The following is a 21934-nucleotide window of genomic DNA, read 5'->3' as shown; positions in this document are numbered from 1 at the left end:
CACTCAGCCGCAGCCATGAGTGCTCGGCAATTGATGCTGGGGTCCTTACTGCTTCAGGTTCATTGCTCGCGAAGCTTCGGTACCGCCAAATACTCAAGCGAAGGGGGCGGTGCCGCGCTCACCCCTTTTTGGCTGTGTCGATTCGGGCCAAGGGGTAGCAAGCGAATTTTGTGCTTGAGCTGATAGTTGTAGGCCAAACTGCCAAAGTTTGCCTCCCTATCGACGGTTGGCAAGCGTACAAAGAGGTGCAAGTAGCCGTATTCACCGAGGGCGACAGGCCGATGCGCTTGAATTGATGGTTGAAGCGGGCATGGAGTCAAACAGCCGGAAATGCAAAACCCCCGGCAGGCCGGGGGTTTTGTTTGACGCGTTTGCGTTTACTCGTCGAGGAACGAGCGCAAATGCTCGCTACGGGTCGGGTGACGCAATTTGCGCAGTGCCTTGGCTTCGATCTGACGGATCCGCTCGCGCGTTACGTCAAACTGCTTACCAACCTCTTCAAGCGTGTGGTCGGTATTCATGTCGATGCCGAAGCGCATGCGCAAGACTTTGGCTTCGCGGGCGGTGAGGCCCGACAGCACTTCACGCGTTGCTTCTTTCAGGCTTTCAACGGTAGCGACATCGATTGGCGACTGCATGGTCGAGTCTTCGATGAAGTCACCCAGGTGCGAATCTTCGTCGTCACCGATCGGCGTTTCCATGGAGATCGGCTCTTTAGCGATCTTCAATACCTTGCGGATCTTGTCCTCAGGCATTTCCATGCGTTCGCCCAGCTCTTCCGGAGTCGGTTCGCGACCCATTTCCTGCAACATCTGACGGGAAATACGGTTGAGCTTGTTGATCGTCTCGATCATGTGCACCGGAATACGGATGGTGCGTGCCTGGTCGGCAATCGAGCGAGTGATCGCCTGACGGATCCACCAGGTGGCATAAGTCGAGAACTTGTAACCACGACGGTATTCGAACTTGTCCACAGCCTTCATCAAGCCGATGTTGCCTTCCTGGATCAGATCGAGGAATTGCAAGCCACGGTTGGTGTACTTCTTGGCAATGGAGATCACCAGACGCAAGTTCGCTTCGACCATCTCTTTCTTCGCGCGGCGGGCCTTGGCCTCACCGATCGACATGCGACGGTTGATGTCCTTGATCTCGGCGATTTTCAGGCCGGTCTCTTCTTCAAGTGCAGACAGCTTCTGCTGGCAACGCTGAATGTCAGGCTGCAAGCGGCCGATGGCTTCGGCGTATTTGCCTTTGCCCTTGGCCAGCGAATCGGTCCAGCTTTCGTCGACTTCGTTGCCCGGGAACTGGCGAAGGAAGTCAGCGCGTGGCATGCGTGCATCACGCACACACAGCTGCATGATTGCGCGTTCCTGAGCACGCAAGCGCTCCAGAGCACTGCGTACACGCTCGACCAGCCCTTCAAACTGCTTTGGAACCAGCTTGATTGGCATGAAGAGTTCGGCAAGGGCAACCATTTCTGCAATGGCGTGCTTGTCGTTGCGACCGAGTTTCTTCAGAGCCTTGCGGGTGATTTCCATCTGGTCAGACACGGCGCCGAAGCGCTGTTGTGCAATGACCGGATCAGGACCGCTTTCGGCTTCTTCTTCATCGTCGGAGTCTGCCGAGTCTTCCTCGTCATCATCTGCACCCTCGGCCTTTGGAGCCTTGGGGTCGACGGGAGGAGGGACTTCGGCAGGCGGCGCAATGCCGTCGTCCGGGTCGATGTAGCCGCTCAGAACGTCAGAAAGACGACCGCCTTCGCTCGTGACTCGTGTGTATTCAGAGAGAATGTGGTCAACCGTGCCTGGGAAGTGCGCAATTGCGCCCATCACTTCACGGATGCCTTCCTCGATACGTTTGGCGATTTCGATTTCGCCTTCACGGGTCAGAAGTTCAACGGTGCCCATTTCTCGCATGTACATACGAACGGGATCGGTGGTACGACCGATGTCGGTTTCAACCGCTGCCAATGCTGCGGCCGCTTCTTCTGCGGCTGCCTCATCGGTATCGGCGTCGGCCAGCATCAAGGCGTCCGCATCCGGAGCACTCTCGTGTACCGGGATCCCCATGTCGTTGATCATGCGGATGATGTCTTCCACCTGCTCAGGATCTGAAATATCCTCGGGCAGGTGGTCGTTGACCTCTGCGTAAGTCAGATACTTCTGCTCACGACCCAGGGTGATCAACTCTTTGATACGAGACTGCTGTTGCGCTTTTCCGGACATAACACCCTATCCACTGAAGGTCTTGGCGGGCAAAAAACAAGCCGAGGATTATACCCGAGCTATGACCTCACGCGCCAGTTGAGGTCGGGGTTTGTGCAGGAACATTGCGATTTAGCAGTTCACGAAGCTGAATTTTCTCTTCCGCACTCAGCTCGGTTTGACGTGCTTTGCTGATCAGATGTTCCAGACTGCGCTCGCGTTGGCGAGCAGATAAGCTAGTTATAGTGTCGAAAAACTGTTGTTCAAGGTTATCGGCCTCGATCAACCATTCCTTTTCGGCCAATGCGCGCAGCAGACGGCCCTGTTCTGTGCCGTGCCATCGCGCTATCAACTGTAACGACCGAAGATTGGGATTCTTTTGCCTGGCTTCAATAAGCGAGACCAGTAATTGCGCCTGAGACTGGTCTTCTGCAGCGAAATGGCTGGCATTTTCGACTTTCTCGGCCAGTTCAGGGTGATGCAGCAATGTCCTCAGCGCCGCTTGCATGGGCGGTTCTACCGCTGTCGGTACGCGTGGAGTACGAGGTTCAAAGTCGCCGCGCTTGCCTTTTTTGTCCCAGGGTTTTTTATCCCATTTTTTCTGATTCTGACCGCCGGTCTTCTTGGGCGTCCATTCCTGCTGCGCTTCATAGCCACCTGCCTGTTGGTAGTCGGCAAAGTCGGGCATGGCGTCGTAATCGACGTACGGGTCATAGCTGGGCGGCGCTTCAGCCGGTGCGCTTTGCACCAGTTGGCTGACGGCTTCGCCTGTCAAACCGGTAATTTCACTGAGGCGCTGACGCATCAGAATACGCAGATTGGCGCCGGGTACCTTGTCGATCAGTGGCGCGGCGAGGGTGGCCATGTGGGCCTTGCCTTCAAGCGAGCGCGGATCGGCTTCTTTGGTCAATTGCTCAAAAAAGTAATCGGCCAGTGGTTGTGCGTGCTGATTGATGCGTGCCTTGAACGCGTCAGTGCCTTCGGAGCGCACCAGCGTGTCCGGGTCTTCGCCTTCCGGAAGGAACAGGAAGCGTGCACGCCGGCCGTCCTGCAGGCTCGACAGTGTCGCTTCAAGCGCCCGCCATGCCGCATTGCGACCGGCCTGGTCGCCGTCAAAGCAGAACAGCACGTTGGGCACTACCCGGAACAGGCGCTTCAAGTGCTCTTCGCTGGTGGCGGTACCCAGCGTTGCGACGGCGTTACGCAGGCCTTGCTGGGCAAGGGCGATCACGTCCATGTAGCCTTCAACCACGATGATTTCATCGAGATTGCGATTGAATTTGCGCGCTTCGAACAGACCGTACAGCTCCTGTCCTTTGTGGAAAACCGGGGTTTCCGGGGAGTTCAGGTACTTGGGCTTGTCGTCACCCAGCACCCGCCCGCCAAAGGCGATGACGCGTCCGCGTGAATCACGGATCGGGAACATGACCCGGTCGCGAAAACGGTCGTAGCGCTTGCCGGTTTCGGCGTTCTCGATCAGCAGGCCAGCGTCAATCATGACCTTTTGCTGCAGCGAGTCGCTGCTCAAATGCTTGTAGAGGTTGTCCCATCCCGGCGGCGCAAAGCCCATGCCGAAGTCTCGGGCGATTTCGCCGGAAAGGCCGCGACCCTTGAGATAATCCACAGCCGCCTTGCGCATGGGATGGCTTTTCAGGGCCTGGCGATAGAATTCGGCAGCGGCGGTCAGCAGTGGGTAAAGCGGGGAGTCCGTCGGTTGGCGCGGCTTTTGGCCTTTGACGTTCTGTTCGCGTGGCACTTCCATGCCAGCAGCTTTCGCCAGGTCCTCGACCGCCTGGGGAAAGTCCAGATTGTCGTGGTCCATGATAAAGCCCAGCGCGTTTCCGCCTGCTCCGCAGCCAAAGCAGTAATAAAACTGTTTGTCGGGGCTTACGCTGAAAGAGGGTGTTTTCTCTTTGTGGAACGGGCAGCACGCGCTGTAATTCTTTCCCGCTTTCTTGAGCTGCACGCGCGAACTGACGATGTCGACAATGTCGGTACGGTTCAGCAGGTCGTCGATAAAGCTCTGGGGAATCAGCCCGGCCATGGCGTTCTCATCATCAAGCGTGTCGCGAAAGTATCGTGGTGACTCTACGAGTGTTCTGTCAGCCTGTCAGCCGTCTTTTAAGCGGAGCCAGTAATGAGCGGGCACGCGCTTGCATCCGGAGATCGGTGCTCGAGCCTGCAAAGGGAATAAACGCGCAGCCGTTATCTGAGCCCATGAAGGCCTCAAGATCGGTATCCACGTTGCTGTCACGGGAGACGCTGCCTTGGCTGAGCTTCTTGCGAAGTCATCAAGGCATACTCGTCTTGTCCACTGATCGATTCGCTGTCCGATTGGACGTGATCAATGTTGCCTGTAAACAGGCTGGACGTTGCTTGACTGAATATCCCGGTCGCGTGTGCGGCTTGGACAGGCTCCGTCAATCTAGCGTGATGCTATAGCTGCAACTGCCGACAGCCCGGCTGTGTTGCCGGGCAAGGCAGAAGCTTGCGACGAAAGTCTGTAAATTAATACAGACGAACGGCGCGGCGCTGTTCGCGCTGAACTTTCTTGGCGTGACGTTTGACAGCAGCAGCTGCCTTGCGCTTACGCTCAGAAGTCGGCTTCTCGTAAAATTCGCGGCTACGAACTTCAGCCAGAACACCGGCTTTTTCGCAGGAGCGCTTGAAACGACGCAGAGCTACGTCGAAGGGTTCGTTCTCTTTAACTTTGACGGCTGGCATCCAGAGCTACCTTCATTCATTACCGGGGTCAACGCTTCGTGCAAACACTGCACAAAAGTACGTCGGTTTTTAAGGGTTGCGGATGTTAACCCCTCATTGAGAGGAATGCAAAGCCTCTGATCGAAAACCGCTGGTCGGCACCTCGGGCGACGACTATTATGCGCGCCTTCAAATCTGCCCCCTACAAGGCGCAAACCCATGCTAGTACTGGGATTAGAAACGTCCTGCGATGAAACCGGCGTCGCACTTTACGACAGCGAGCGCGGTTTGCTGGCGGATGCATTATTCAGTCAGATCGACCTGCACCGTGCCTATGGCGGCGTAGTGCCGGAGCTGGCTTCACGCGATCACGTCAAGCGCATGCTGCCCCTGATTCGTCAGACGCTGGCCGAGGCTGACTGTGTGGCCACTGACATCGATGCCATCGCATACACAGCAGGGCCGGGCCTTGTGGGTGCATTGCTGGTGGGTGCTTCCTGCGCTCAGGCCCTGGCATTTGCCTGGGATATTCCGGCGCTGGGCGTGCACCACATGGAAGGTCACCTGCTGGCCCCGATGCTTGAAGAAAACCCGCCAGAGTTTCCGTTCGTCGCTTTGTTGGTTTCCGGTGGCCATACGCAGCTGGTTCGGGTCGACGGGATCGGTCAGTACGAGCTGTTGGGCGAGACGCTGGACGACGCCGCAGGCGAGGCGTTCGACAAGACGGCCAAGATGATGGGCCTGCAATATCCGGGCGGGCCCGAAATTTCCAGGCTGGCAGCTCAAGGTGTACCGGGTCGGTTCGTGTTTCCAAAGCCGATGACTGATCGTCCGGGACTGGAATTCAGTTTCAGCGGCCTGAAAACCTCTGCCCTCAATACCTGGCAGCAGTGCCAGCGTGCTGGGGACGACAGTGAACAGACTCGTAGCGACATCGCTCTGGCCTTCCAGCATGCGGTGGTAGAGACTTTGACCATCAAGTGCAAGCGTGCGCTCAAGCAGACAGGCCTCAAGCGGCTGGTCATCGCCGGTGGCGTCAGTGCCAACAAGGCGCTGCGTTTATCGTTGGAGAGCATGCTGGGCAGCTTGCAGGGTCATGTTTACTACGCACGGCCTGAGTTCTGCACCGATAACGGCGCGATGATTGCGTTCGCTGGCTGCCAGCGTCTGCAGGCGGGCCAGAAGGAAGATTTGAGTATCAGCGTGCAGGCGCGCTGGCCGATGGAGCAGCTCTCGGGGCTGTGAGGCTTCTTGAGCTTGCTGCGGGTGGCGTTGGAAAGGGCGCGGTGCTGGAGAGGAGAAACATGAGCGTTTTTCAGCTCGCTCCTCAGAAATGCCGTTCGCGCCCGGCGAGCAGGTCGCGTAGATTGCCGCGATGACGCCAGACGATCAGCAGGGTAAGGACACTCATGGGCAACAAGGCTCGGGGTTCCTGCCAGGCCAGCAAGGGTAGCGTCATGGGTGTGGCAATCAATGCGGCCAGTGAGCTGGTGCGGGTCAGGCGCAAGGTCAACAGCCATACGGCTATCGCCAACGCCGCTGCCGGGAGGTAAAGACCCAGCAGCACGCCTGCTGCCGTTGCGACGCCTTTGCCACCCCGAAAGCGAAAGTACAGCGGAAAGAGGTGGCCCAGTACCGCGCAGACGCCGATCCAGCCTTGCTGCGAAGGGTCGAGGCCCAGCGTGCAGGCGAGCAGCACCGGAAGCAGGCCTTTGCACAGATCGCCGAGCAGGGTCAGGATGGCCAGTTTTTTACCGGCCAGCCGCAACATGTTAGTGGCGCCTGCGTTGCCTGAACCACTGGCGCGCGGGTCGGGGCTGCCGTTGAGGCGGCTGAGCAGGATGGCAAAGGACAGCGAGCCGAGCAGGTAGGCGAAAGTCGCCAATAACCAAAACATGCTAACCATTCCGGGCGAGGATGCCCTGATTCTAACGGCGCATCGCGCCCTTGTCGTGCAGCGGAGAGTAGTGCTTGGACAGAGTTTTCATCGAGGGTCTGCAAGTCGATACGGTGATCGGCGCTTATGACTGGGAGCGTGGTATTCGCCAGTGCCTGCGTCTGGACCTCAGCTTTGCATGGGACAACCGACCTGCTGCGGCGGGCGATGACCTCACCAAGGCACTCGACTATGCCAGCGTTTCGAACCGTATCCAGGCCTTCGCCGAGCAGGCGCAATTTCAACTGGTCGAGACCTTCGCCGAGCGTCTGGCCGAGGTGTTGATGAGCGAATTCACCATTCCCTGGCTGCGTTTGAAAGTGATCAAGCCGGGTGCCGTTGCTGCCGCAGCCGGTGTGGGCGTGGAGATCGAGCGCGGATGTCGCTGACGCGAATTTTTCTCGGGCTCGGAAGCAATATCGAGCGCGAACAGCACCTGTGCGCAGGGTTGGATGCGTTGGACGACTTCCTGAGCGACCTGAGCTGCTCGCCGGTGTTTGAAAGCCATGCGGTGGGCATCAAGAGCGGGCCGTTTTTCAACCTGGTGGTGTCGGCCCTGACTGACCTGCCGCTGTTGGAGCTGGACCGCCGTCTGAAATTCATCGAGGCCGACAATGGCCGCTACGCGCCTGATCGCAAGGGGCTGCCACTGGATATCGACGTGTTGCTGTACGGCGAGCAGGTCGGAAACTTCGACGGACTGGTTCTGCCCAGGGCCGAGATCCTCAAGAATGCCTTCGTGTTGCGGCCCTTGTCGCTGATCGCGCCGGAACGCCTGCATCCTGGCGTAGGCGTACCGTTTGGCAAACTATGGGCCGAAGCGCAGATTGATCAGCAGCTCTGGCCGGTGTCCTTCGAGTGGCGGGGCAAGGCGCTGACGCCAGCTGAATTGCTGTAGCGAGCGCCATGCGCAGCGTTGCCCGTTGCGTTGCTAGGCGTTGTATTCGGCCTTGTAGACTTTCAGCGCGTCCAGTCGCTCGTTTTTCAGCGCGTCGCCCAGCTCCTGTCCTTTCAGGCCTTTTTCCAGCAGCGGTTGCACCGATACGGTTCGTGCAGCATGCGCCGCGCCGCGCAGGTACTCGGCTTGTGGATAACTGCGCTGCTCGAAACCATGGCGGCCGCGCGCGTCCATTTCGCAGGCAGCAATAAATTCCTCGAAGCGCTGTGGTCTGCGGTAAACGTCAAAGCTTTGCAGCAGTTCCAGAACTGTCGATGGCTTCAATTCCAATGCCCGGTGCCCATGGGTGTGGTACTGGCCCACCAGCAGCGCCAGTTCCTGGCAATCGCGGGGCACGCGAAAGCGCTCATTGACCTTTTTTATCAGGCGCAAGCCCGTGTGCTCGTGAGCGATGTGCCTGGGCCAATCGGCTTCTGGTGTCAGCCCCTTGCCCAGGTCGTGCAGCAGGCAGGCCCAGCGCACGGTCAGCGGATGCTTGTGAATCGCCGACTGCTCCAGCACGCTGAGGACATGCGCGCCGGTGTCGATTTCAGGATGATGCGCAGCGGGTTGGGGCACGCCGAACAGTGCCTCGACTTCAGGCATCAGCTCCTCGAGAGCGCCGCATTCGTGCAGCACACTGATGAACACCTGAGGCTGTTCCTCCATCAGTGCGCGGGAAATTTCCTTCCAGCTTCGCTCTGGCGTCAGGGCCTTGAGTTCACCTGATTCGCTGAGCTGTCGCATCAGTTGCAGTGTATCTGGGGCGATAGTGAACCCGTGCGGGGCATAACGCGCGGCGAAGCGGGCCACACGGAGCACTCTGAGCGGATCTTCTGCAAACGCCGGTGAAACGTGGCGCAAAATGCGCGCATCCAGATCCTGTTTTCCACGGTAAGGATCGGTCAGATTCCCGTCCTTGTCCTCTGCCATGGCGTTGATAGTCAGGTCGCGCCGGATCAGATCCTGCTCAAGTGTGACCTCTGGGCTGGCGTGAAAGACGAAGCCTCCATAGCCCACGCCGCTTTTTCGTTCAGTGCGCGCCAAGGCGTATTCTTCGCCAGTCAGCGGATGAAGAAAAACCGGAAAATCAGTGCCGACCGGGCGGTAGCCTTTGCTCAGCATCTCTTCGGCCGACGCGCCGACCACAACCCAGTCGATATCGGTGACCGGTTGTCCCAGAAGACGGTCGCGTACCGCACCGCCCACTTTATAAATCTGCATAAAAAACCTCCGTAAGCGCGACAGGATAAACCTTGCGTCGCCCTTGCGGAGGCCAAACCGGACAATTACCTGTGTGACGTCGCTGTGCGTCACGGCCTAGAGGTGTACGACCGCCAAATCAAGCCGGGGATATTCACTGTCAGCGTGCTCGCTTCTCGGTGGTACGTGATGAGTCTTGACCAACTGATCGCCCTGCAGGGTTTCCAGATGAATGTCGAAACCCCACAGCCGGTGCAAGTGCTTGAGCACCTCGTCTGTGGAGTCGCCCAACGGTTTGCGGTTGTGCTGCTGATGGCGCAGGGTCAGTGAGCGATCACCCCGGCGGTCAATGCTGAAGATCTGCACATTGGGTTCGCGATTGCCCAGGTTGTACTGCGCAGCCAGAATTTCGCGGATCGTCCGGTAACCGTTCTCATCATGAATGGCGGGCACCAGCAAGTCGTCTTTCTCGTCATCGTCCAGAATGCTGAATAGCTTGAGATCGCGAATGACCTTTGGCGACAGGTACTGAAGTATGAAGCTCTCGTCCTTGAAGCTGCTCATGGCGAACTTGATCGCGGTGAGCCAGTCAGTGCCGGCGATTTCCGGAAACCACTGCCGGTCCTCATCCGTCGGGTGTTCGCACATCCGCCGGATGTCCTGATACATCGCAAATCCGAGAGTATAGGGGTTGATGCCGCTGTAATAAGGGCTGTCGAAGCCCGGCTGGTAAATGACGCTGGTGTGGGACTGCAAGAACTCCATCATGAAGCCATCTGTAACCAGGCCCTCGTCGTAGAGGTCGTTCATCAGCGTGTAATGCCAGAACGTGGCCCAGCCCTCATTCATCACTTGGGTCTGACGCTGTGGATAAAAGTACTGCGCGATCTTGCGCACAATGCGCACGACCTCGCGCTGCCAGGGTTCGAGCAGCGGTGCGTGTTTCTCGATGAAATAGAGGATGTTTTCCTGAGGCTCGGCAGGGAAGCGTGCGTTGTCCTCCTTGCTGCCCTTGCCAGCGCTTTTCGGAATGGTGCGCCACAGGTCATTGATCTGTCGTTGCAGGTGTTCTTCACGGTCCTTTTGACGTTGACGCTCTTCCTCGGCGGAAATCGGATAAGGGCGCTTGTAGCGATCCACGCCGTAGTTCATCAGTGCATGGCAGGAGTCCAGAAGGTCTTCCACCGCATCAATGCCATGGCGCTCTTCGCACTGCATGATGTACTGCTTGGCGAACACCAGGTAGTCGATGATCGAGCTGGCATCGGTCCAGGTGCGGAACAGGTAGTTACCCTTGAAAAAGCTGTTGTGTCCGTAGCAGGCGTGGGCGACAACAAGCGCCTGCATGCAGATGGTGTTTTCTTCCATCAGATAAGCGATGCAGGGATCGGAGTTGATGACGATCTCGTAGGCCAGACCCATCTGACCACGTGAGTAGGACTTTTCAGTGCTCAGGAAGTGTTTGCCGTAGGACCAGTGGTGATAACCCAGCGGCATGCCCACCGAAGCGTAGGCGTCCATCATCTGTTCGGCTGTGATCACTTCAATCTGATTGGGGTAGGTGTCCAGCGCGTAACGCTCGGCAATACGGCCGATTTCGCGGTCGTACGACTGGATCAACTCGAACGTCCACTCCGAGCCCGTCGACAGGGGCTGACGTTTCTGCTCTCTGGCGGTCATGACACTAACCTCCGCTGGAAGAGTTCACGGAATACCGGATAGATGTCACCGGCAGAGACCAGCTGTTGCTGGGCAAATGTGTCGGCGTAATCTTCACCAATACGTTCATATTCGAACCACAGGGCCTGATGCTCACGGGGAGTGATCTCCACGTAGGTGTAGTACTGCACGAACGGCATGATCTGCTTGGTCAGGATTTCCCGACAGATCGGTGAGTCATCGTTCCAGTTGTCGCCGTCGGAAGCCTGAGCGGCGTAGATGTTCCATTCGTTGCTGGGGTAACGCTCTGCCATGATTTCCTGCATCAGTTTCAATGCGCTGGAAACGATGGTGCCGCCGGTTTCCCTTGAATAAAAGAACTCTTCTTCGTCCACTTCGCGGGCACTGGTGTGGTGACGAATGAACACGACTTCAATCTTGTCGTAGTTACGCTTGAGGAACAGGTACAACAGGATAAAGAAGCGTTTGGCGATGTCTTTGGTTGCCTGAGTCATTGAGCCTGAAACGTCCATCAGGCAGAACATCACGGCTTTGGAGCTGGGACTGGGCTGTTTGACCAGCAGGTTGTATTTGAGGTCGAACGTGTCGAGATAAGGCACGCGGCGAATACGCGTCTTCAAACGTTCGATTTCGATCTCCAGCTCTTGAATATCGCCAAAGTTATCGGGTTCTTCGCGCTTCATGCGCTCAAGTTCCGCTATCGAGAGCTTGAGCTTTGCGCGGCTGCTGCCTGACAGAGCAATGCGCCGGGCATGCGCCGAGCGCAGGGTGCGGATAATGTTGATGCGAGCCGGATTGCCTTCGTTGCTGATCCCGGCGCGTACCGTCTTGAACGTCTCGGTTCCGGTCAGGTTGCGCTTGACCAGATTGGGCAGCTCCAGATCCTCGAACATGAATTCGAGAAACTCTTCCTGGGTAATCTGGAACACGAACTCGTCCATGCCTTCGCCGGAGTTGCCCGCCTTGCCAGGCCCTTTGCCACCGCTGCCACCCTGGGGACGGGCGATGTGTTCACCCGTGGTGAATTCCTTGTTGCCGGGGTGCACGACGGTCTGTTTGCCGCCGCGCCCATGATGTAAAACCGGCTCGTCGATATCACGGCCGGGAATACTTATTTGTTCGCCGTGCTCCATATCGGTGATGGAGCGGCGGCTGACAGCTTCTTCCACTGCTTTTTTGATGTGGTCACGGTAACGCCGCAGAAACCGCTGCCGGTTCACCGTGCTCTTGTTCTTGCCGTTGAGACGTCGGTCGATCACATAGCTCATGGGCCCCTCCGGGGAGCTTCAAGTCGTAAGCGTCAAGCTGCAAGCGACAGCGCTATGAATTCCCGATCGGGACTTGAACGTTGCCTCTTGCAGCTTTCAGCCAGAAGCTTGCAATTGCCTCACTGTGACTTACGGACCCGTAGGTACCATTCGGAAAGAAGACGTACCTGTTTGTCTGTGTAGCCCCGCTCGACCATTCGAGTGACAAAGTCGTTGTGCTTCTGCTGGTCCTCTTTGCTGGCCTTGGCATTGAAACTGATGACCGGAAGGAGGTCCTCGGTGTTGGAGAACATTTTCTTCTCGATCACCACACGCAGTTTTTCGTAGCTCAACCAGGTCGGGTTCTTGCCATTGTTGTTCGCGCGGGCGCGCAATACGAAGTTGACGATCTCGTTGCGGAAATCTTTCGGATTGCTGATGCCGGCAGGTTTCTCGATCTTTTCCAGTTCCTCGTTCAACGCGACGCGATTGAGAATTTCGCCGGTTTCGGGATCGCGGTATTCCTGATCCTGAATCCAGAAGTCTGCGTACAGCACATAACGGTCGAAGATATTCTGGCCGTACTCGCTGTAGGACTCGAGATAGGCAGTCTGGATCTCTTTGCCGATGAACTCGATGTAGCGCGGCGCCAGGTATTCCTTGATGAAGCGCAGATAGCGCTCACGCGTTTCCGCCGGGAATTGTTCCTGCTCGATCTGTTGTTCCAGCACATAAAGCAGGTGAACCGGGTTGGCGGCGATTTCGTGCGGATCGAAGTTGAACACCTTGGACAGGATCTTGAACGCGAAACGTGTCGACAGGCCGTTCATGCCTTCGTCGACGCCTGCACTGTCTCGATACTCCTGAATCGACTTGGCCTTTGGATCGGTGTCCTTGAGGTTCTCGCCGTCGTATACCCGCATCTTGGAGTAGATATTGGAGTTGTCCGGCTCCTTGAGGCGCGACAGCGTGGTGAATTGCGCGAGCATCTTCAAAGTATCGGGCGCGCAATGGGCTTTGGACAGCGAGCTGTTGAACAGCAGCTTGTCGTAGATCTTTATCTCGTCGCTGACACGCAGGCAATACGGCACCTTCACGATATAGATACGGTCGATGAAGGCTTCGTTGTTTTTGTTGTTACGGAAGCTATGCCATTCCGACTCGTTGGAGTGGGCCAGCAGAATGCCGGTGAACGGGATCGCGCCCAGCCCTTCGGTACTGTTGTAGTTGCCTTCCTGAGTCGCGGTCAGCAGAGGGTGAAGAACCTTGATTGGCGCCTTGAACATCTCGACAAACTCCATCAGGCCCTGGTTGGCCCGGCAGAGTGCGCCCGAGTAGCTATATGCATCGGCATCGTTTTGGGGGAATTCCTCCAGCTTGCGGATATCGACTTTACCCACGAGTGCGGAGATGTCCTGGTTGTTCTCGTCGCCAGGCTCAGTCTTCGCGACCGCGATCTGGTTGAGAACCGACGGGTAAAGCTTCACTACCTTGAACTGGCTGATGTCGCCCCCGAACTCAGCCAGACGCTTGGTCGCCCACGGCGACATGATGGTGCTCAGATAACGACGTGGAATGCCGAAGTCTTCCTCTAGAATCGCGCCGTCTTCGTTGGCATTGAACAGGCCCAGTGGCGATTCGAAAACCGGCGAGCCTTTGATGGCATAGAACGGGACTTTTTCGATCAGTTGTTTGAGTTTTTCAGCCAGCGACGACTTGCCACCGCCTACAGGGCCGAGCAGATAAAGGATTTGCTTCTTTTCTTCCAGGCCTTGGGCGGCGTGGCGGAAATACGAAACGATCTGGTCGATGCATTCTTCCATCCCGTGGAAGTCAGCAAAGGCCGGATAGCGGCGTATGACCTTGTTGGAGAAGATTCGCGATAACCGCGAGTTGACGGACGTGTCCACCAGCTCAGGTTCGCCAATGGCCAGCAGAAGACGTTCTGCGGCAGAGGCGTATGCGCTGCGATCCTGTTTGCAGAGCTCCAGATACTCCTGTAGCGAGAGCTCTTCCTGACGTGTGGTTTCAAAGCGTTGTTGGAAGTGGCTAAAAATACTCATGACGTCACCTCGCTCGATACGTAGAGCCGGCGGCGGATCGTCAGTCGATGCTGGCAGCAGCTGTGTATCCAGCTGCCGTTACCCCCCAGAACACCATAAAAGTAACTACCGATGACCCACGCGCCGGTGTACCGGCTCTCCCCTGAATTCGGATGGCCTGAGGCTAAGGATAGTTCGGATTCAGAAAGATAAAGAAGGGATGAGCGAGAAGAGGGGCCGACCGTTCGTCAGTTGGGGCGCGAGCCCGCGTAGGACGCGGGATCCACTGTCATAAAAAATATTTTTTCTCAGCCTTGCGCAGTTTCACTCGGAAACGTCGAACGCCACAGCTCAAAACCACCGTCCATGCTGTAGACATCAGAAAAGCCCTGGCCTACAAGATAGGCCGCGGCGCTCTGGCTTGAGTTGCCGTGGTAGCAGACGACCACCAGCGGCTTGTCCAGGTCTGCCTTGGCAATGAAGTCGGCAATGGAGTGATTGTCCAGGTGCAAGGAGTCGGGGATATGGTTGGTTTCGAACGTCTGAGGATCGCGAACGTCGACCACTACCGCGCCCTGTTCACGCAGTGCATGAGCCTGTTCTGGCGGGATGCGTTTGAATTCGGTCATTTCGAGGGCTCCTGAGCCGGTTGTTCTGTAGAGTCTGGCTGTTCTGAATGGTTGGCCGCCGCCGGTGTGAAAGGCGACGTGGCAACATTGCCGACAGCATCGCAATTGCATTGATGGCGTTCAAGGGTGTCGACGTTGAGCAGCGTCATGGCACCGCCCCACACGCACCCGCTGTCCAGCGCAAAGACGCCGGGCTCATCGCATCGTCCTTCCAGGGCGGCCCAGTGACCGAAGATTATCCTGACGTCGCGGGTCTTGCGGTCCTTGTGGCTGAACCAGGGTGCATAACCAGGAATCGCAGTTTCGACGCCTTCCTTGCCCTTGAGGTCGAGTTTGCCTTCACGGGTGCAAAAGCGCATACGGGTGAAGTAGTTGGTAATCACGCGTAACCGCGTCACACCTTGCAGATCGTTGTTCCACTTGACCGGTTCGTTGCCGTACATGCCGTCGAGGAAAGGCTCGTACAGACTGTCGTCACGCAAGGCATGTTCGGCCTCGCCGGCATGCTTGAGCGCTTTTTTCAGCGACCACTGCGGGGGGATGCCCGCATGAACCATGGCGATATTGCGCTGCTCATCGTAATGCATCAGCTTTTGCTGACGTACCCAGCCGAGCAAGTCTTCGCGATCCGGTGCTTCGAGTATTTCGCGCAGGGTGTCGCCTTTCTTCAGGCGGTCAATCTTGTGTGCGGCAGCGAGCAGGTGCAGGTCATGATTGCCCAGCACGCAGACCAGCGCCTGGCGAATGCCGTACAGGAAACGCAGTGTCTCCAGTGATTTCGGACCGCGATTGACCAGATCGCCCACCAGCCAAAGCTGATCCCGGGCTGGATCGAAGTGAACGTGATCAAGCAGGCATTTCAGTGGATCAAGACAACCTTGCAAGTCACCGACGGCATATACCGCCATCAGTGCAGGGAGCCCGGAACAGCAAGCCGGAAGGGCGCGATGACCGCGTCGAAGCGTTTGCCGTCCTCAGCCAGCATCTGATAGGTGCCCTGCATATTGCCGACCTTGGTCGTCATCACAGTACCGCTGCTGTAGGTGTGGCTTTGCCCGACCTTGATCAGCGGTTGCTGCCCTACGACACCTTCACCACGCACTTCCTCGACATGGCCGTCACCATCGGTGATCACCCAATGACGAGACAGCAACTTGGCAGGCAGTTCGCCGTTGTTCTGTACAGTGATGGTGTACGCAAACGCAAAGCGGTTCTGCTCGGGCTGCGATTGTTCGGCGAGAAAGCGTGTGACGACGCTGACGTCGACCTGATAACGTGAATCGGACATTCAGTAGGCCTTGAAATCCATAGCGAAAAAAACGGGCGTATTCGACAGATGCATCAGTCTAGGACAAGTAAGCAGAAAATGACCGCTTACTTGTCCTGACAGCTTACTCCACCAGAGGTTTCTCGCTGAGCATGTCTGCCAGGCGAACGAACGCGGCCAGATCCAGCTGTTCGGGGCGCAGGCTGCCGTCTACACCGGCGGCCTCGATGTCGTCGCTGCTCAGCAACAGCTTGAGGGTATTGCGCAGGGTCTTGCGACGCTGATTGAAGGCTTCGCGTACGACGCGCTCAAGCAGGCGATGGTCCTTGGCGGGGTGAGGCAGTGTTTCGTGTGGCACCAGCCGCACAATGGCCGAGTCGACTTTGGGAGGCGGGTTGAATGCCCCTGGACCGACGTTGAACAAGTGTTCGACGCGGCAATGGTACTGAACCATGATCGACAGACGACCCCAATCGCCGCCGCCTGGGCCTGCCGCAAGACGCTCGACCACTTCCTTCTGCAGCATGAAGTGCATGTCGCGAATCAAGTGCGCGTTCTGCAGGAGGTGGAAAATCAACGGCGTCGAGATGTTGTACGGCAGATTACCGACGACTCTCAAGCTGTTCGGCTGGGCGCCCAGGCTGGTGAAGTCAAACTTCAGCGCGTCGCCCTGATGCAGATTGAAATTGGTTTTGCCTGCGAACTGACTGTTGAGGATCGGGATAAGATCCTTGTCCAGTTCGACCACGTCCAGTTGCGCGCCGCTGTTGAGCAGGCCTTCGGTCAAGGCGCCCTGGCCCGGTCCGATCTCCAGCAGGCGATCTTCGGGCTTCGCCCGGATTGCGCGCAGGATCTTGTCGATTACGCCTGCGTCGTGCAGGAAGTTCTGTCCGAAACGCTTGCGCGCCCGGTGTTGGTATTGCTCGGTCATGAATGGGTCTCGGCCATCTGGTAGGCGGTTTGCAGCGCAACCTGCAGGCTGCCGGTATCAATGTTTCCGCTTCCCGCCAGATCCAGCGCAGTGCCGTGATCGACAGAGGTGCGGATGATCGGCAGGCCAAGCGTCACATTGACTGCTGCACCAAAGCCTTTGTACTTGAGCACAGGCAGGCCTTGGTCGTGGTACATCGCCAGCACTGCGTCACAGTGCTCCAGATATTTTGGGGTAAACAGAGTGTCGGCAGGCAGCGGGCCGCGTAGGTCCAGCCCATCGCTGCGCAGACGCTCCAGAGTCGGTTCGATGATGTCGATTTCCTCGCGACCCAGATGCCCGCTTTCGCCTGCATGAGGGTTGAGGCCGCAGACCAGAATGCGGGGCTTTGCGATACCGAACTTGTTCACCAGATCGGCGTGCAGTATGCGTGTGACGCGTTCCAGCCTGTCGGGTGTGATGGCGTCCGCGACATCCCGCAGTGGCAGGTGAGTGGTCACCAGCGCCACGCGCAAGTCGCCTGTCGCCAGCATCATCACTACCTGATCGGTGTGAGTCAGCTCGGCAAGAAATTCAGTGTGCCCGGAGAAAGCGATGCCGCCCTCGTTGATGACGCCCTTGTGCACCGGTGCGGTGATCATCCCGCTGAACACCCCGTCGAGACAGCCTTGACCGGCCCGGGTCAGCGTTTGCAACACGAACGCGGCGTTGGCCTTGTTCAGCACTCCGGTCTTGACGCTGGCCGCCAAGGGCGTGTCCCAGACATACAGACTGCCCGCAGGTGCCGGCAAGTCGGGCAGTGTGTCCGGGGTCACTTCCAGCAGGCGTACAGCCACGCCCAGTTGCGCGGCCCGCTCAAGGAGCAGGTCGCGGCTGGTAATGGCTATAAAGGGATGTGGCTGGGGCTGCGTAGCGAGCAGCAGGCAGAGGTCAGGACCTATGCCGGCCGGCTCGCCGGGTGTCAGTGCGAAACGCTTCGGTTTCACTGAGCAGCCTGGGCTGCGCCAGGGAGTTTGATCTCGACGTAGGCTTCGTCACGGATCTGACGCAACCAGGTTTGCAGCTCTTCGTCGTATTTGCGGTTACGCAATACGCTGAGAGCCTGCTGATCGCGAGCCTGACTCGTGGCATCCGTGGCGCGGCGGCCAAGGACTTCCAGAACGTGCCAGCCGTAAGGTGTTTTGAACGGCTTGGACACGACACCTTGCGGCGTTGCGTTCATGGCATCACGGAATTCCGGAACCAGCGAGTTGGGATCAACCCAGTTCAGGTCGCCGCCATTGAGTGCTGAGCCCGGATCTTCGGAGAAGCTTTTCGCCAGAGTGGCAAAATCTTCGCCACTTTCAATGCGCTGATAGAGCTTCTGAGCCAGCAGACGGGTTTCTTCTTCGCTACGGATTTCGCTTGGCTTGATCAGGATATGGCGTACATGCACTTCGTCACGCATTTGAGCCTGCCCTTGACCACCGCGTTTTTCGAGCAGCTTGAGGATGATAAAACCGCCGGGCGTACGAGCTGGAGGGGTGACATCACCAATTGGCATCGAACTCAGCATGTCACCAAACGGAGGGGGCAGTTGAGCCGCCTTGCGCCAACCCATATCGCCACCTTCCAGCGCGCTTTCGCTCGCCGAATTGGTGATCGCCATCTGGTTGAAGTCGGCACCGCTCTTCAATTTGTCGTAGATATCTTTGGCTTTGCGGGCCGCAGCCTGGATAGCATCGGACGATGCACTGTCAGGCGTAGCGATCAGGATATTGGCCAGGTGGAACTCTTCGGAAAGCTGAGCCTTGCCCAGGTCAGAGGCCAGGAAGTTCTTCACTTCCTGTTCAGAAACCTGAATACGCTCGGCCACACGGCGCTGACGCACCCGGCTGATGATCATTTCCCGGCGAACCTGCTCGCGCGCATCGTTGTACGACAGACCATCATGAGCAAGGGCCGCACGGAACTGGTCGATGCTCATGTTATTGCGCTGTGCAATGGTGCCGATGGCCTGGTTCAGCTCTTCGTCCGTCACACGAATGCCGGAACGTTCACCGATCTGCAACTGCAGGTTTTCCAGGATCAGGCGATCAAGGACCTGCTGTTGCAGTGCTTCGGCTGGCGGTACGCCAGCCCCGCGTTTGGCGATGGTTTGCTGAACTTCACGAACACGCTGATCCACCTGGCTTTTCATGATCACGTCGTTGTCGACGATGGCCGCGACGCTATCCAGAGGTTGAACCGCTGCATGCACTGCGCCGCTCAGAAGTAACGCGCCCAACATCAATGGGCGCAGACAATCAGAAAGCTTGGTCTTCACGTTCACGATAACCTTGAATGCCTTTGTCGAGGAAGCTCTCTACTTTGGCGCCAGTTACGCCGCCGAGTCCCTTCAACACGATTTGTAGGAATATGCCGCGGTCGCCTTTTTCGTTCTGTGGCGCTTCCTGGCTGAATTCGTCGTAATCAATCCAGTAACGGTTGATCAGACGCAGTTTCCAACAGCAGTTGTCGTATTCGAAACCACCAAAGGCTTCGATGGTACGGTCGCGGTTGTAGTCATACTGCCAGCGGCTGATAAGGCTCCACTGCGGCACGATCGGCCAGATAACCGAGAAGTCGTGCTGCTGGATCTTGTAGTAGTCCTTGACGTAGTTGGCATCGCCCGGCGTGCCATAGTCACCACCGCCCACGGTCCAGCGGCCAGTAGTCTGGTCGTACCGGATCTGGTCATTGCGGTAGCGGTAGCCAACGTTGACGACTTTGCCCGGGTTCGCTTCAGGCTGATAGTGGAACATCGCGCTGCCCGAACGTGTGGTCTTGCTGTCCGGATCCCAGTTGAAATCGGAGTTGAAGCGCCAGTCGCGGTTGAAGCGATATTCGTACTCAAGCGCATAAGGCGAAACGTTTGCCTTGGCGTCGGCGCGGTCTGCGAAGGATACGCCAGGCAATTGCACCTTACGGTCTTCGAAGTACAGCGCCTGACCAATGCTGAAGCGCTGACGTTCAAAGCCGTTGTCTTCGATCCAGCGGTTAGTGATGCCCAGTGACAGCTTGTTTTCATCGCCAATGCGATCAGAGCCGGTAAACCGGTTGTCGCGGAACAGCGAGGCGTAGTTGAAGGTGCTCTCGCCCGAGTCGAATACCGGGATGTCGGTCTGGTCTTTCTCGGGTACATAGAGATAGAACAGGCGCGGTTCGAGTGTCTGGCGATAGTCCTTGCCGAACCATTGGGTATTGCGGTCGAAGTACAGGCCGCTGTCCACGCTGAAGATCGGCACGCTGCGGCTTTGGCTGCTGCTGTATTCTTCATCGGGAAGCAGAGAGTTCTTGCCCTGACCATCCAGATCCAGTGCGTACTGGGTATAGACGTACTTGAGTTTCGGTGTCAGGAACCCGTACGTGGTGTTCATCGGCAGGCTGACCGAAGGCGCCAGGTTCAGGCGGTCGCCGTTGGAGCGTGCCAGGCCCGATACATTGGTATCAAGACGGTTTGCAAAGTTGCCGTTTTCGTCAACGAAGGTACCCGTACGCAGGTCGCGCTCAAAGCGAACGGCCTCGGTCTGGTAGTCAAACTTCAAACCACCAGGGCTGTAAGGCAGGGTGCCGTTGAAGGTGATCTGCGGCAGACGATTGTAAGGCGTGATGTTCGCAACCGTTGCCAGCTTGTAAGCCTGAGCGTTGAACTGTGCCGTGTAATTGTCGCCACGGTAGGTCAGAGCACCTTGCTGGTTGAGATAGTCGGTACGTTTCACACCAATCTGGTCGGTTTCCAGATCCTGAAAGTAGTACGGGTCGCTGATGTCGGTGTAGTCGACTTTGGTCAGCCAGCGGGAGTCAAGCCCACCGGTGTGCTGCCAGTTGATCATCCAACGTGTCTTGTCGTAGTCCGACTGCAGCTTGCGATCGTCGTTTTCGTCGTTCAGGTAAGCGCCGCCGAATTGACCTTCGCTGCTTTTGGTCAGGTAACGGAACTCGCCTTCCATCAACAGGCCGCGATCAGCCATATAGCGTGGGTACAACGTGGCGTCATAGTTGGGCGCCAGGTTGAAGTAGTACGGGGTGACCAGCGTGAAGCCGTTGTCACCACCCGCCGCGATGGTCGGCGGCAGGAAACCTGACTGGCGACGGTCATCGATCGGGAAGTAGATGTAGGGCGTGTACAGAACCGGCACGTCCTTGACCCGAAGGGTGACGTTGGTTGCAGTACCGAAACCGGTCGCCGGGTTGAGCGTGATGTTGTTGCCTTTGAGCGTCCAGGCGTTGCTGCCAGGTTCGCACGTGGTGTAAGTACCGTCCTTGAGCCGGATGATCGCGTTCTCTGCACGCTTGGCGTACAGCGCGTTACCACGGATATTGGACTTGTGCAGGACGTACTCGGCGTTGTCGACGCGGGCTTCACCCGTGTCGAGCTGCAATTCGGCCTTGTCACCCACGATCAGCGCGCCGTTGTCGCGCAGACGGACATCGCCGTTCAGCTCGCCACGGTTTTCGGCCTGATGCAGGGCAGCTTCCTGAGCCTGAACCTGCATACTGCCCTGGCGCAGCACGACGTCACCGGCAAGGGTCGCAACCTGTGCTTCCTGCTCGTAGCGCGATGCCTTGGCGCCGACAAACATCGGTGCTTCGCTCATCGGCGTCTTGTCGTCCATGCCTGGGCGGATTGGCTCCACGTAAGCACCCGAGCAATACGGACCGGTTTCGGCCAGTTGCGCAGCGGTGAGCTTGTCGCGAGGAACCCAATCGAGGTGGCTGTAGTCAGCACTACGCGACTTCAGACCTTTGCCCTTGGCCTCGGTCACCAGTTGCGTGGTAGCAGCCGGTTGGCCCGCAGACTCGCCGCTCGAGGTGACCGTCCCATTGGAACTTACCTCGGTCGCGTTGTGCACGGGACGTGGAGGCAGCTCTACGGCAGCAGCATTGGTTTTCGGCGCACAGTTCCAGGCACCCGAAGCAGCGACTGAGCAGTCATACTGTTCCGCGGCGACCACGAACTGAGTGGCCAGAGGTTGCATCGCCAGCAAACTGCCGGTTACGAGCAACGGAAATTTTTTACGAAACGCGGGGGATTTCAATGCCATCTTATTAGTCCGGGCTTCCTGCGCGCCATCTGCCCGCGGGGGGGCCGCACGCCTCTCGATGGGCTGAAAAAGATTCCGGATAATAAAGC

At 57.6% G+C, this 21934-nt stretch carries 18 protein-coding genes; 3 read left to right on the top strand and 15 right to left on the bottom strand.

What is annotated here, in order from left to right; genetic code table 11:
• Positions 1–377: 377 nt before the first annotated feature.
• From rpoD to rpsU, 3 genes are all read right to left on the bottom strand, one after another.
• On the bottom strand, positions 378–2225 hold the full coding sequence (rpoD, locus tag KDX37_RS16860) for an RNA polymerase sigma factor RpoD (protein WP_231653849.1): 1848 nt from the start codon (positions 2223–2225) through the stop codon (positions 378–380).
• Positions 2226–2292: 67 nt separating this feature from the next.
• A complete protein-coding gene (gene dnaG / locus KDX37_RS16855) occupies positions 2293–4248 on the bottom strand; it encodes a DNA primase (RefSeq protein WP_231653848.1) in 1956 nt (651 codons plus the stop codon).
• Positions 4249–4712: 464 nt separating this feature from the next.
• Positions 4713–4928, bottom strand: coding sequence for a 30S ribosomal protein S21 (rpsU, locus tag KDX37_RS16850; protein ID WP_002551877.1), 216 nt, complete (start codon positions 4926–4928; stop codon positions 4713–4715).
• Positions 4929–5126: 198 nt separating this feature from the next.
• On the opposite strand from rpsU, the gene tsaD reads away from it, so the two are divergent.
• Complete coding sequence (gene tsaD, locus KDX37_RS16845) at positions 5127–6152, top strand: tRNA (adenosine(37)-N6)-threonylcarbamoyltransferase complex transferase subunit TsaD (RefSeq protein ID WP_231653847.1); 1026 nt, start codon at positions 5127–5129, stop codon at positions 6150–6152.
• Positions 6153–6234: 82 nt separating this feature from the next.
• Here tsaD and plsY read toward each other — a convergent pair whose 3' ends face one another.
• A complete protein-coding gene (plsY, locus tag KDX37_RS16840; protein WP_231653846.1) occupies positions 6235–6804 on the bottom strand; it encodes a glycerol-3-phosphate 1-O-acyltransferase PlsY in 570 nt (189 codons plus the stop codon).
• Between the two features lie 74 nt (positions 6805–6878).
• Between plsY and folB the strand changes: the two genes are divergently transcribed.
• Both folB and folK read left to right on the top strand, forming a co-directional pair.
• The gene (gene folB / locus KDX37_RS16835; RefSeq protein ID WP_231653845.1) at positions 6879–7232 is read left to right on the top strand and encodes a dihydroneopterin aldolase; all 354 of its coding nucleotides are present in this window, start codon (positions 6879–6881) and stop codon (positions 7230–7232) included.
• On the top strand, positions 7223–7741 hold the full coding sequence (gene folK, locus KDX37_RS16830; RefSeq protein ID WP_231653844.1) for a 2-amino-4-hydroxy-6-hydroxymethyldihydropteridine diphosphokinase: 519 nt from the start codon (positions 7223–7225) through the stop codon (positions 7739–7741). The genes folB and folK overlap by 10 nt, the downstream gene beginning before the upstream one ends.
• A gap of 33 nt (positions 7742–7774) precedes the next feature.
• On the opposite strand, the gene KDX37_RS16825 is transcribed toward folK, so the two are convergent.
• The 11 genes from KDX37_RS16825 to KDX37_RS16775 all read right to left on the bottom strand — a co-directional run bounded on the left by KDX37_RS16825 (position 7775) and on the right by KDX37_RS16775 (position 21845).
• Positions 7775–9004 (bottom strand): multifunctional CCA addition/repair protein, encoded by a 1230-nt coding sequence (locus KDX37_RS16825; RefSeq protein ID WP_231653843.1) that lies wholly within the window; start codon positions 9002–9004, stop codon positions 7775–7777.
• Between the two features lie 96 nt (positions 9005–9100).
• Complete coding sequence (locus KDX37_RS16820; RefSeq protein ID WP_231653842.1) at positions 9101–10663, bottom strand: SpoVR family protein; 1563 nt, start codon at positions 10661–10663, stop codon at positions 9101–9103.
• Complete coding sequence (locus KDX37_RS16815) at positions 10660–11931, bottom strand: YeaH/YhbH family protein (protein WP_231653841.1); 1272 nt, start codon at positions 11929–11931, stop codon at positions 10660–10662. The genes KDX37_RS16820 and KDX37_RS16815 overlap by 4 nt, the downstream gene beginning before the upstream one ends.
• A gap of 119 nt (positions 11932–12050) precedes the next feature.
• Positions 12051–13973 carry a PrkA family serine protein kinase gene (locus KDX37_RS16810; protein ID WP_231653840.1) on the bottom strand — a complete coding sequence of 641 codons (1923 nt, stop codon included), beginning with the start codon at positions 13971–13973 and terminating at the stop codon, positions 12051–12053.
• 287 nt (positions 13974–14260) lie between these two features.
• Positions 14261–14581, bottom strand: a complete 321-nt coding sequence (gene glpE / locus KDX37_RS16805) for a thiosulfate sulfurtransferase GlpE (protein WP_231653839.1) — start codon at positions 14579–14581, stop codon at positions 14261–14263.
• Positions 14578–15489: a symmetrical bis(5'-nucleosyl)-tetraphosphatase gene (locus KDX37_RS16800; protein ID WP_231653836.1), complete on the bottom strand. Its 912-nt coding sequence runs from the start codon at positions 15487–15489 to the stop codon at positions 14578–14580. The genes glpE and KDX37_RS16800 overlap by 4 nt, the downstream gene beginning before the upstream one ends.
• Positions 15489–15869 (bottom strand): Co2+/Mg2+ efflux protein ApaG, encoded by a 381-nt coding sequence (gene apaG, locus KDX37_RS16795; protein ID WP_231653834.1) that lies wholly within the window; start codon positions 15867–15869, stop codon positions 15489–15491. The genes KDX37_RS16800 and apaG overlap by 1 nt, the downstream gene beginning before the upstream one ends.
• Before the next feature lie 103 nt (positions 15870–15972).
• Positions 15973–16779, bottom strand: a complete 807-nt coding sequence (rsmA, locus tag KDX37_RS16790; protein WP_231653833.1) for a 16S rRNA (adenine(1518)-N(6)/adenine(1519)-N(6))-dimethyltransferase RsmA — start codon at positions 16777–16779, stop codon at positions 15973–15975.
• A complete protein-coding gene (gene pdxA, locus KDX37_RS16785) occupies positions 16776–17765 on the bottom strand; it encodes a 4-hydroxythreonine-4-phosphate dehydrogenase PdxA (RefSeq protein ID WP_231653831.1) in 990 nt (329 codons plus the stop codon). The genes rsmA and pdxA overlap by 4 nt, the downstream gene beginning before the upstream one ends.
• The gene (gene surA / locus KDX37_RS16780) at positions 17762–19084 is read right to left on the bottom strand and encodes a peptidylprolyl isomerase SurA (RefSeq protein ID WP_231653830.1); all 1323 of its coding nucleotides are present in this window, start codon (positions 19082–19084) and stop codon (positions 17762–17764) included. Before surA ends, pdxA begins: the two co-directional genes overlap by 4 nt.
• Positions 19065–21845, bottom strand: coding sequence for an LPS-assembly protein LptD (locus tag KDX37_RS16775; RefSeq protein ID WP_231653828.1), 2781 nt, complete (start codon positions 21843–21845; stop codon positions 19065–19067). Before KDX37_RS16775 ends, surA begins: the two co-directional genes overlap by 20 nt.
• Positions 21846–21934 lie beyond the last annotated feature (89 nt).

Source organism: Pseudomonas californiensis (assembly GCF_021147775.1).
Taxonomy (GTDB): domain Bacteria; phylum Pseudomonadota; class Gammaproteobacteria; order Pseudomonadales; family Pseudomonadaceae; genus Aquipseudomonas; species Aquipseudomonas californiensis.
This window is presented reverse-complemented; position numbering and strand designations above follow the sequence as displayed.

What these genes read in the sequence shown, in the direction of transcription:
- rpoD (WP_231653849.1), bottom strand. Translation starts at nt 2,225, where the DNA reads ATGTCCGGAAAAGCGCAACAGCAGTCTCGTATCAAAGAGTTGATCACC.
- dnaG (WP_231653848.1), bottom strand. Translation starts at nt 4,248, where the DNA reads ATGGCCGGGCTGATTCCCCAGAGCTTTATCGACGACCTGCTGAACCGT.
- rpsU (WP_002551877.1), bottom strand. Translation starts at nt 4,928, where the DNA reads ATGCCAGCCGTCAAAGTTAAAGAGAACGAACCCTTCGACGTAGCTCTG.
- tsaD (WP_231653847.1), top strand. Translation starts at nt 5,127, where the DNA reads ATGCTAGTACTGGGATTAGAAACGTCCTGCGATGAAACCGGCGTCGCA.
- plsY (WP_231653846.1), bottom strand. Translation starts at nt 6,804, where the DNA reads ATGTTTTGGTTATTGGCGACTTTCGCCTACCTGCTCGGCTCGCTGTCC.
- folK (WP_231653844.1), top strand. Translation starts at nt 7,223, where the DNA reads ATGTCGCTGACGCGAATTTTTCTCGGGCTCGGAAGCAATATCGAGCGC.
- KDX37_RS16825 (WP_231653843.1), bottom strand. Translation starts at nt 9,004, where the DNA reads ATGCAGATTTATAAAGTGGGCGGTGCGGTACGCGACCGTCTTCTGGGA.
- KDX37_RS16820 (WP_231653842.1), bottom strand. Translation starts at nt 10,663, where the DNA reads ATGACCGCCAGAGAGCAGAAACGTCAGCCCCTGTCGACGGGCTCGGAG.
- KDX37_RS16815 (WP_231653841.1), bottom strand. Translation starts at nt 11,931, where the DNA reads ATGAGCTATGTGATCGACCGACGTCTCAACGGCAAGAACAAGAGCACG.
- KDX37_RS16810 (WP_231653840.1), bottom strand. Translation starts at nt 13,973, where the DNA reads ATGAGTATTTTTAGCCACTTCCAACAACGCTTTGAAACCACACGTCAG.
- glpE (WP_231653839.1), bottom strand. Translation starts at nt 14,581, where the DNA reads ATGACCGAATTCAAACGCATCCCGCCAGAACAGGCTCATGCACTGCGT.
- KDX37_RS16800 (WP_231653836.1), bottom strand. Translation starts at nt 15,489, where the DNA reads ATGGCGGTATATGCCGTCGGTGACTTGCAAGGTTGTCTTGATCCACTG.
- apaG (WP_231653834.1), bottom strand. Translation starts at nt 15,869, where the DNA reads ATGTCCGATTCACGTTATCAGGTCGACGTCAGCGTCGTCACACGCTTT.
- rsmA (WP_231653833.1), bottom strand. Translation starts at nt 16,779, where the DNA reads ATGACCGAGCAATACCAACACCGGGCGCGCAAGCGTTTCGGACAGAAC.
- KDX37_RS16775 (WP_231653828.1), bottom strand. Translation starts at nt 21,845, where the DNA reads ATGGCATTGAAATCCCCCGCGTTTCGTAAAAAATTTCCGTTGCTCGTA.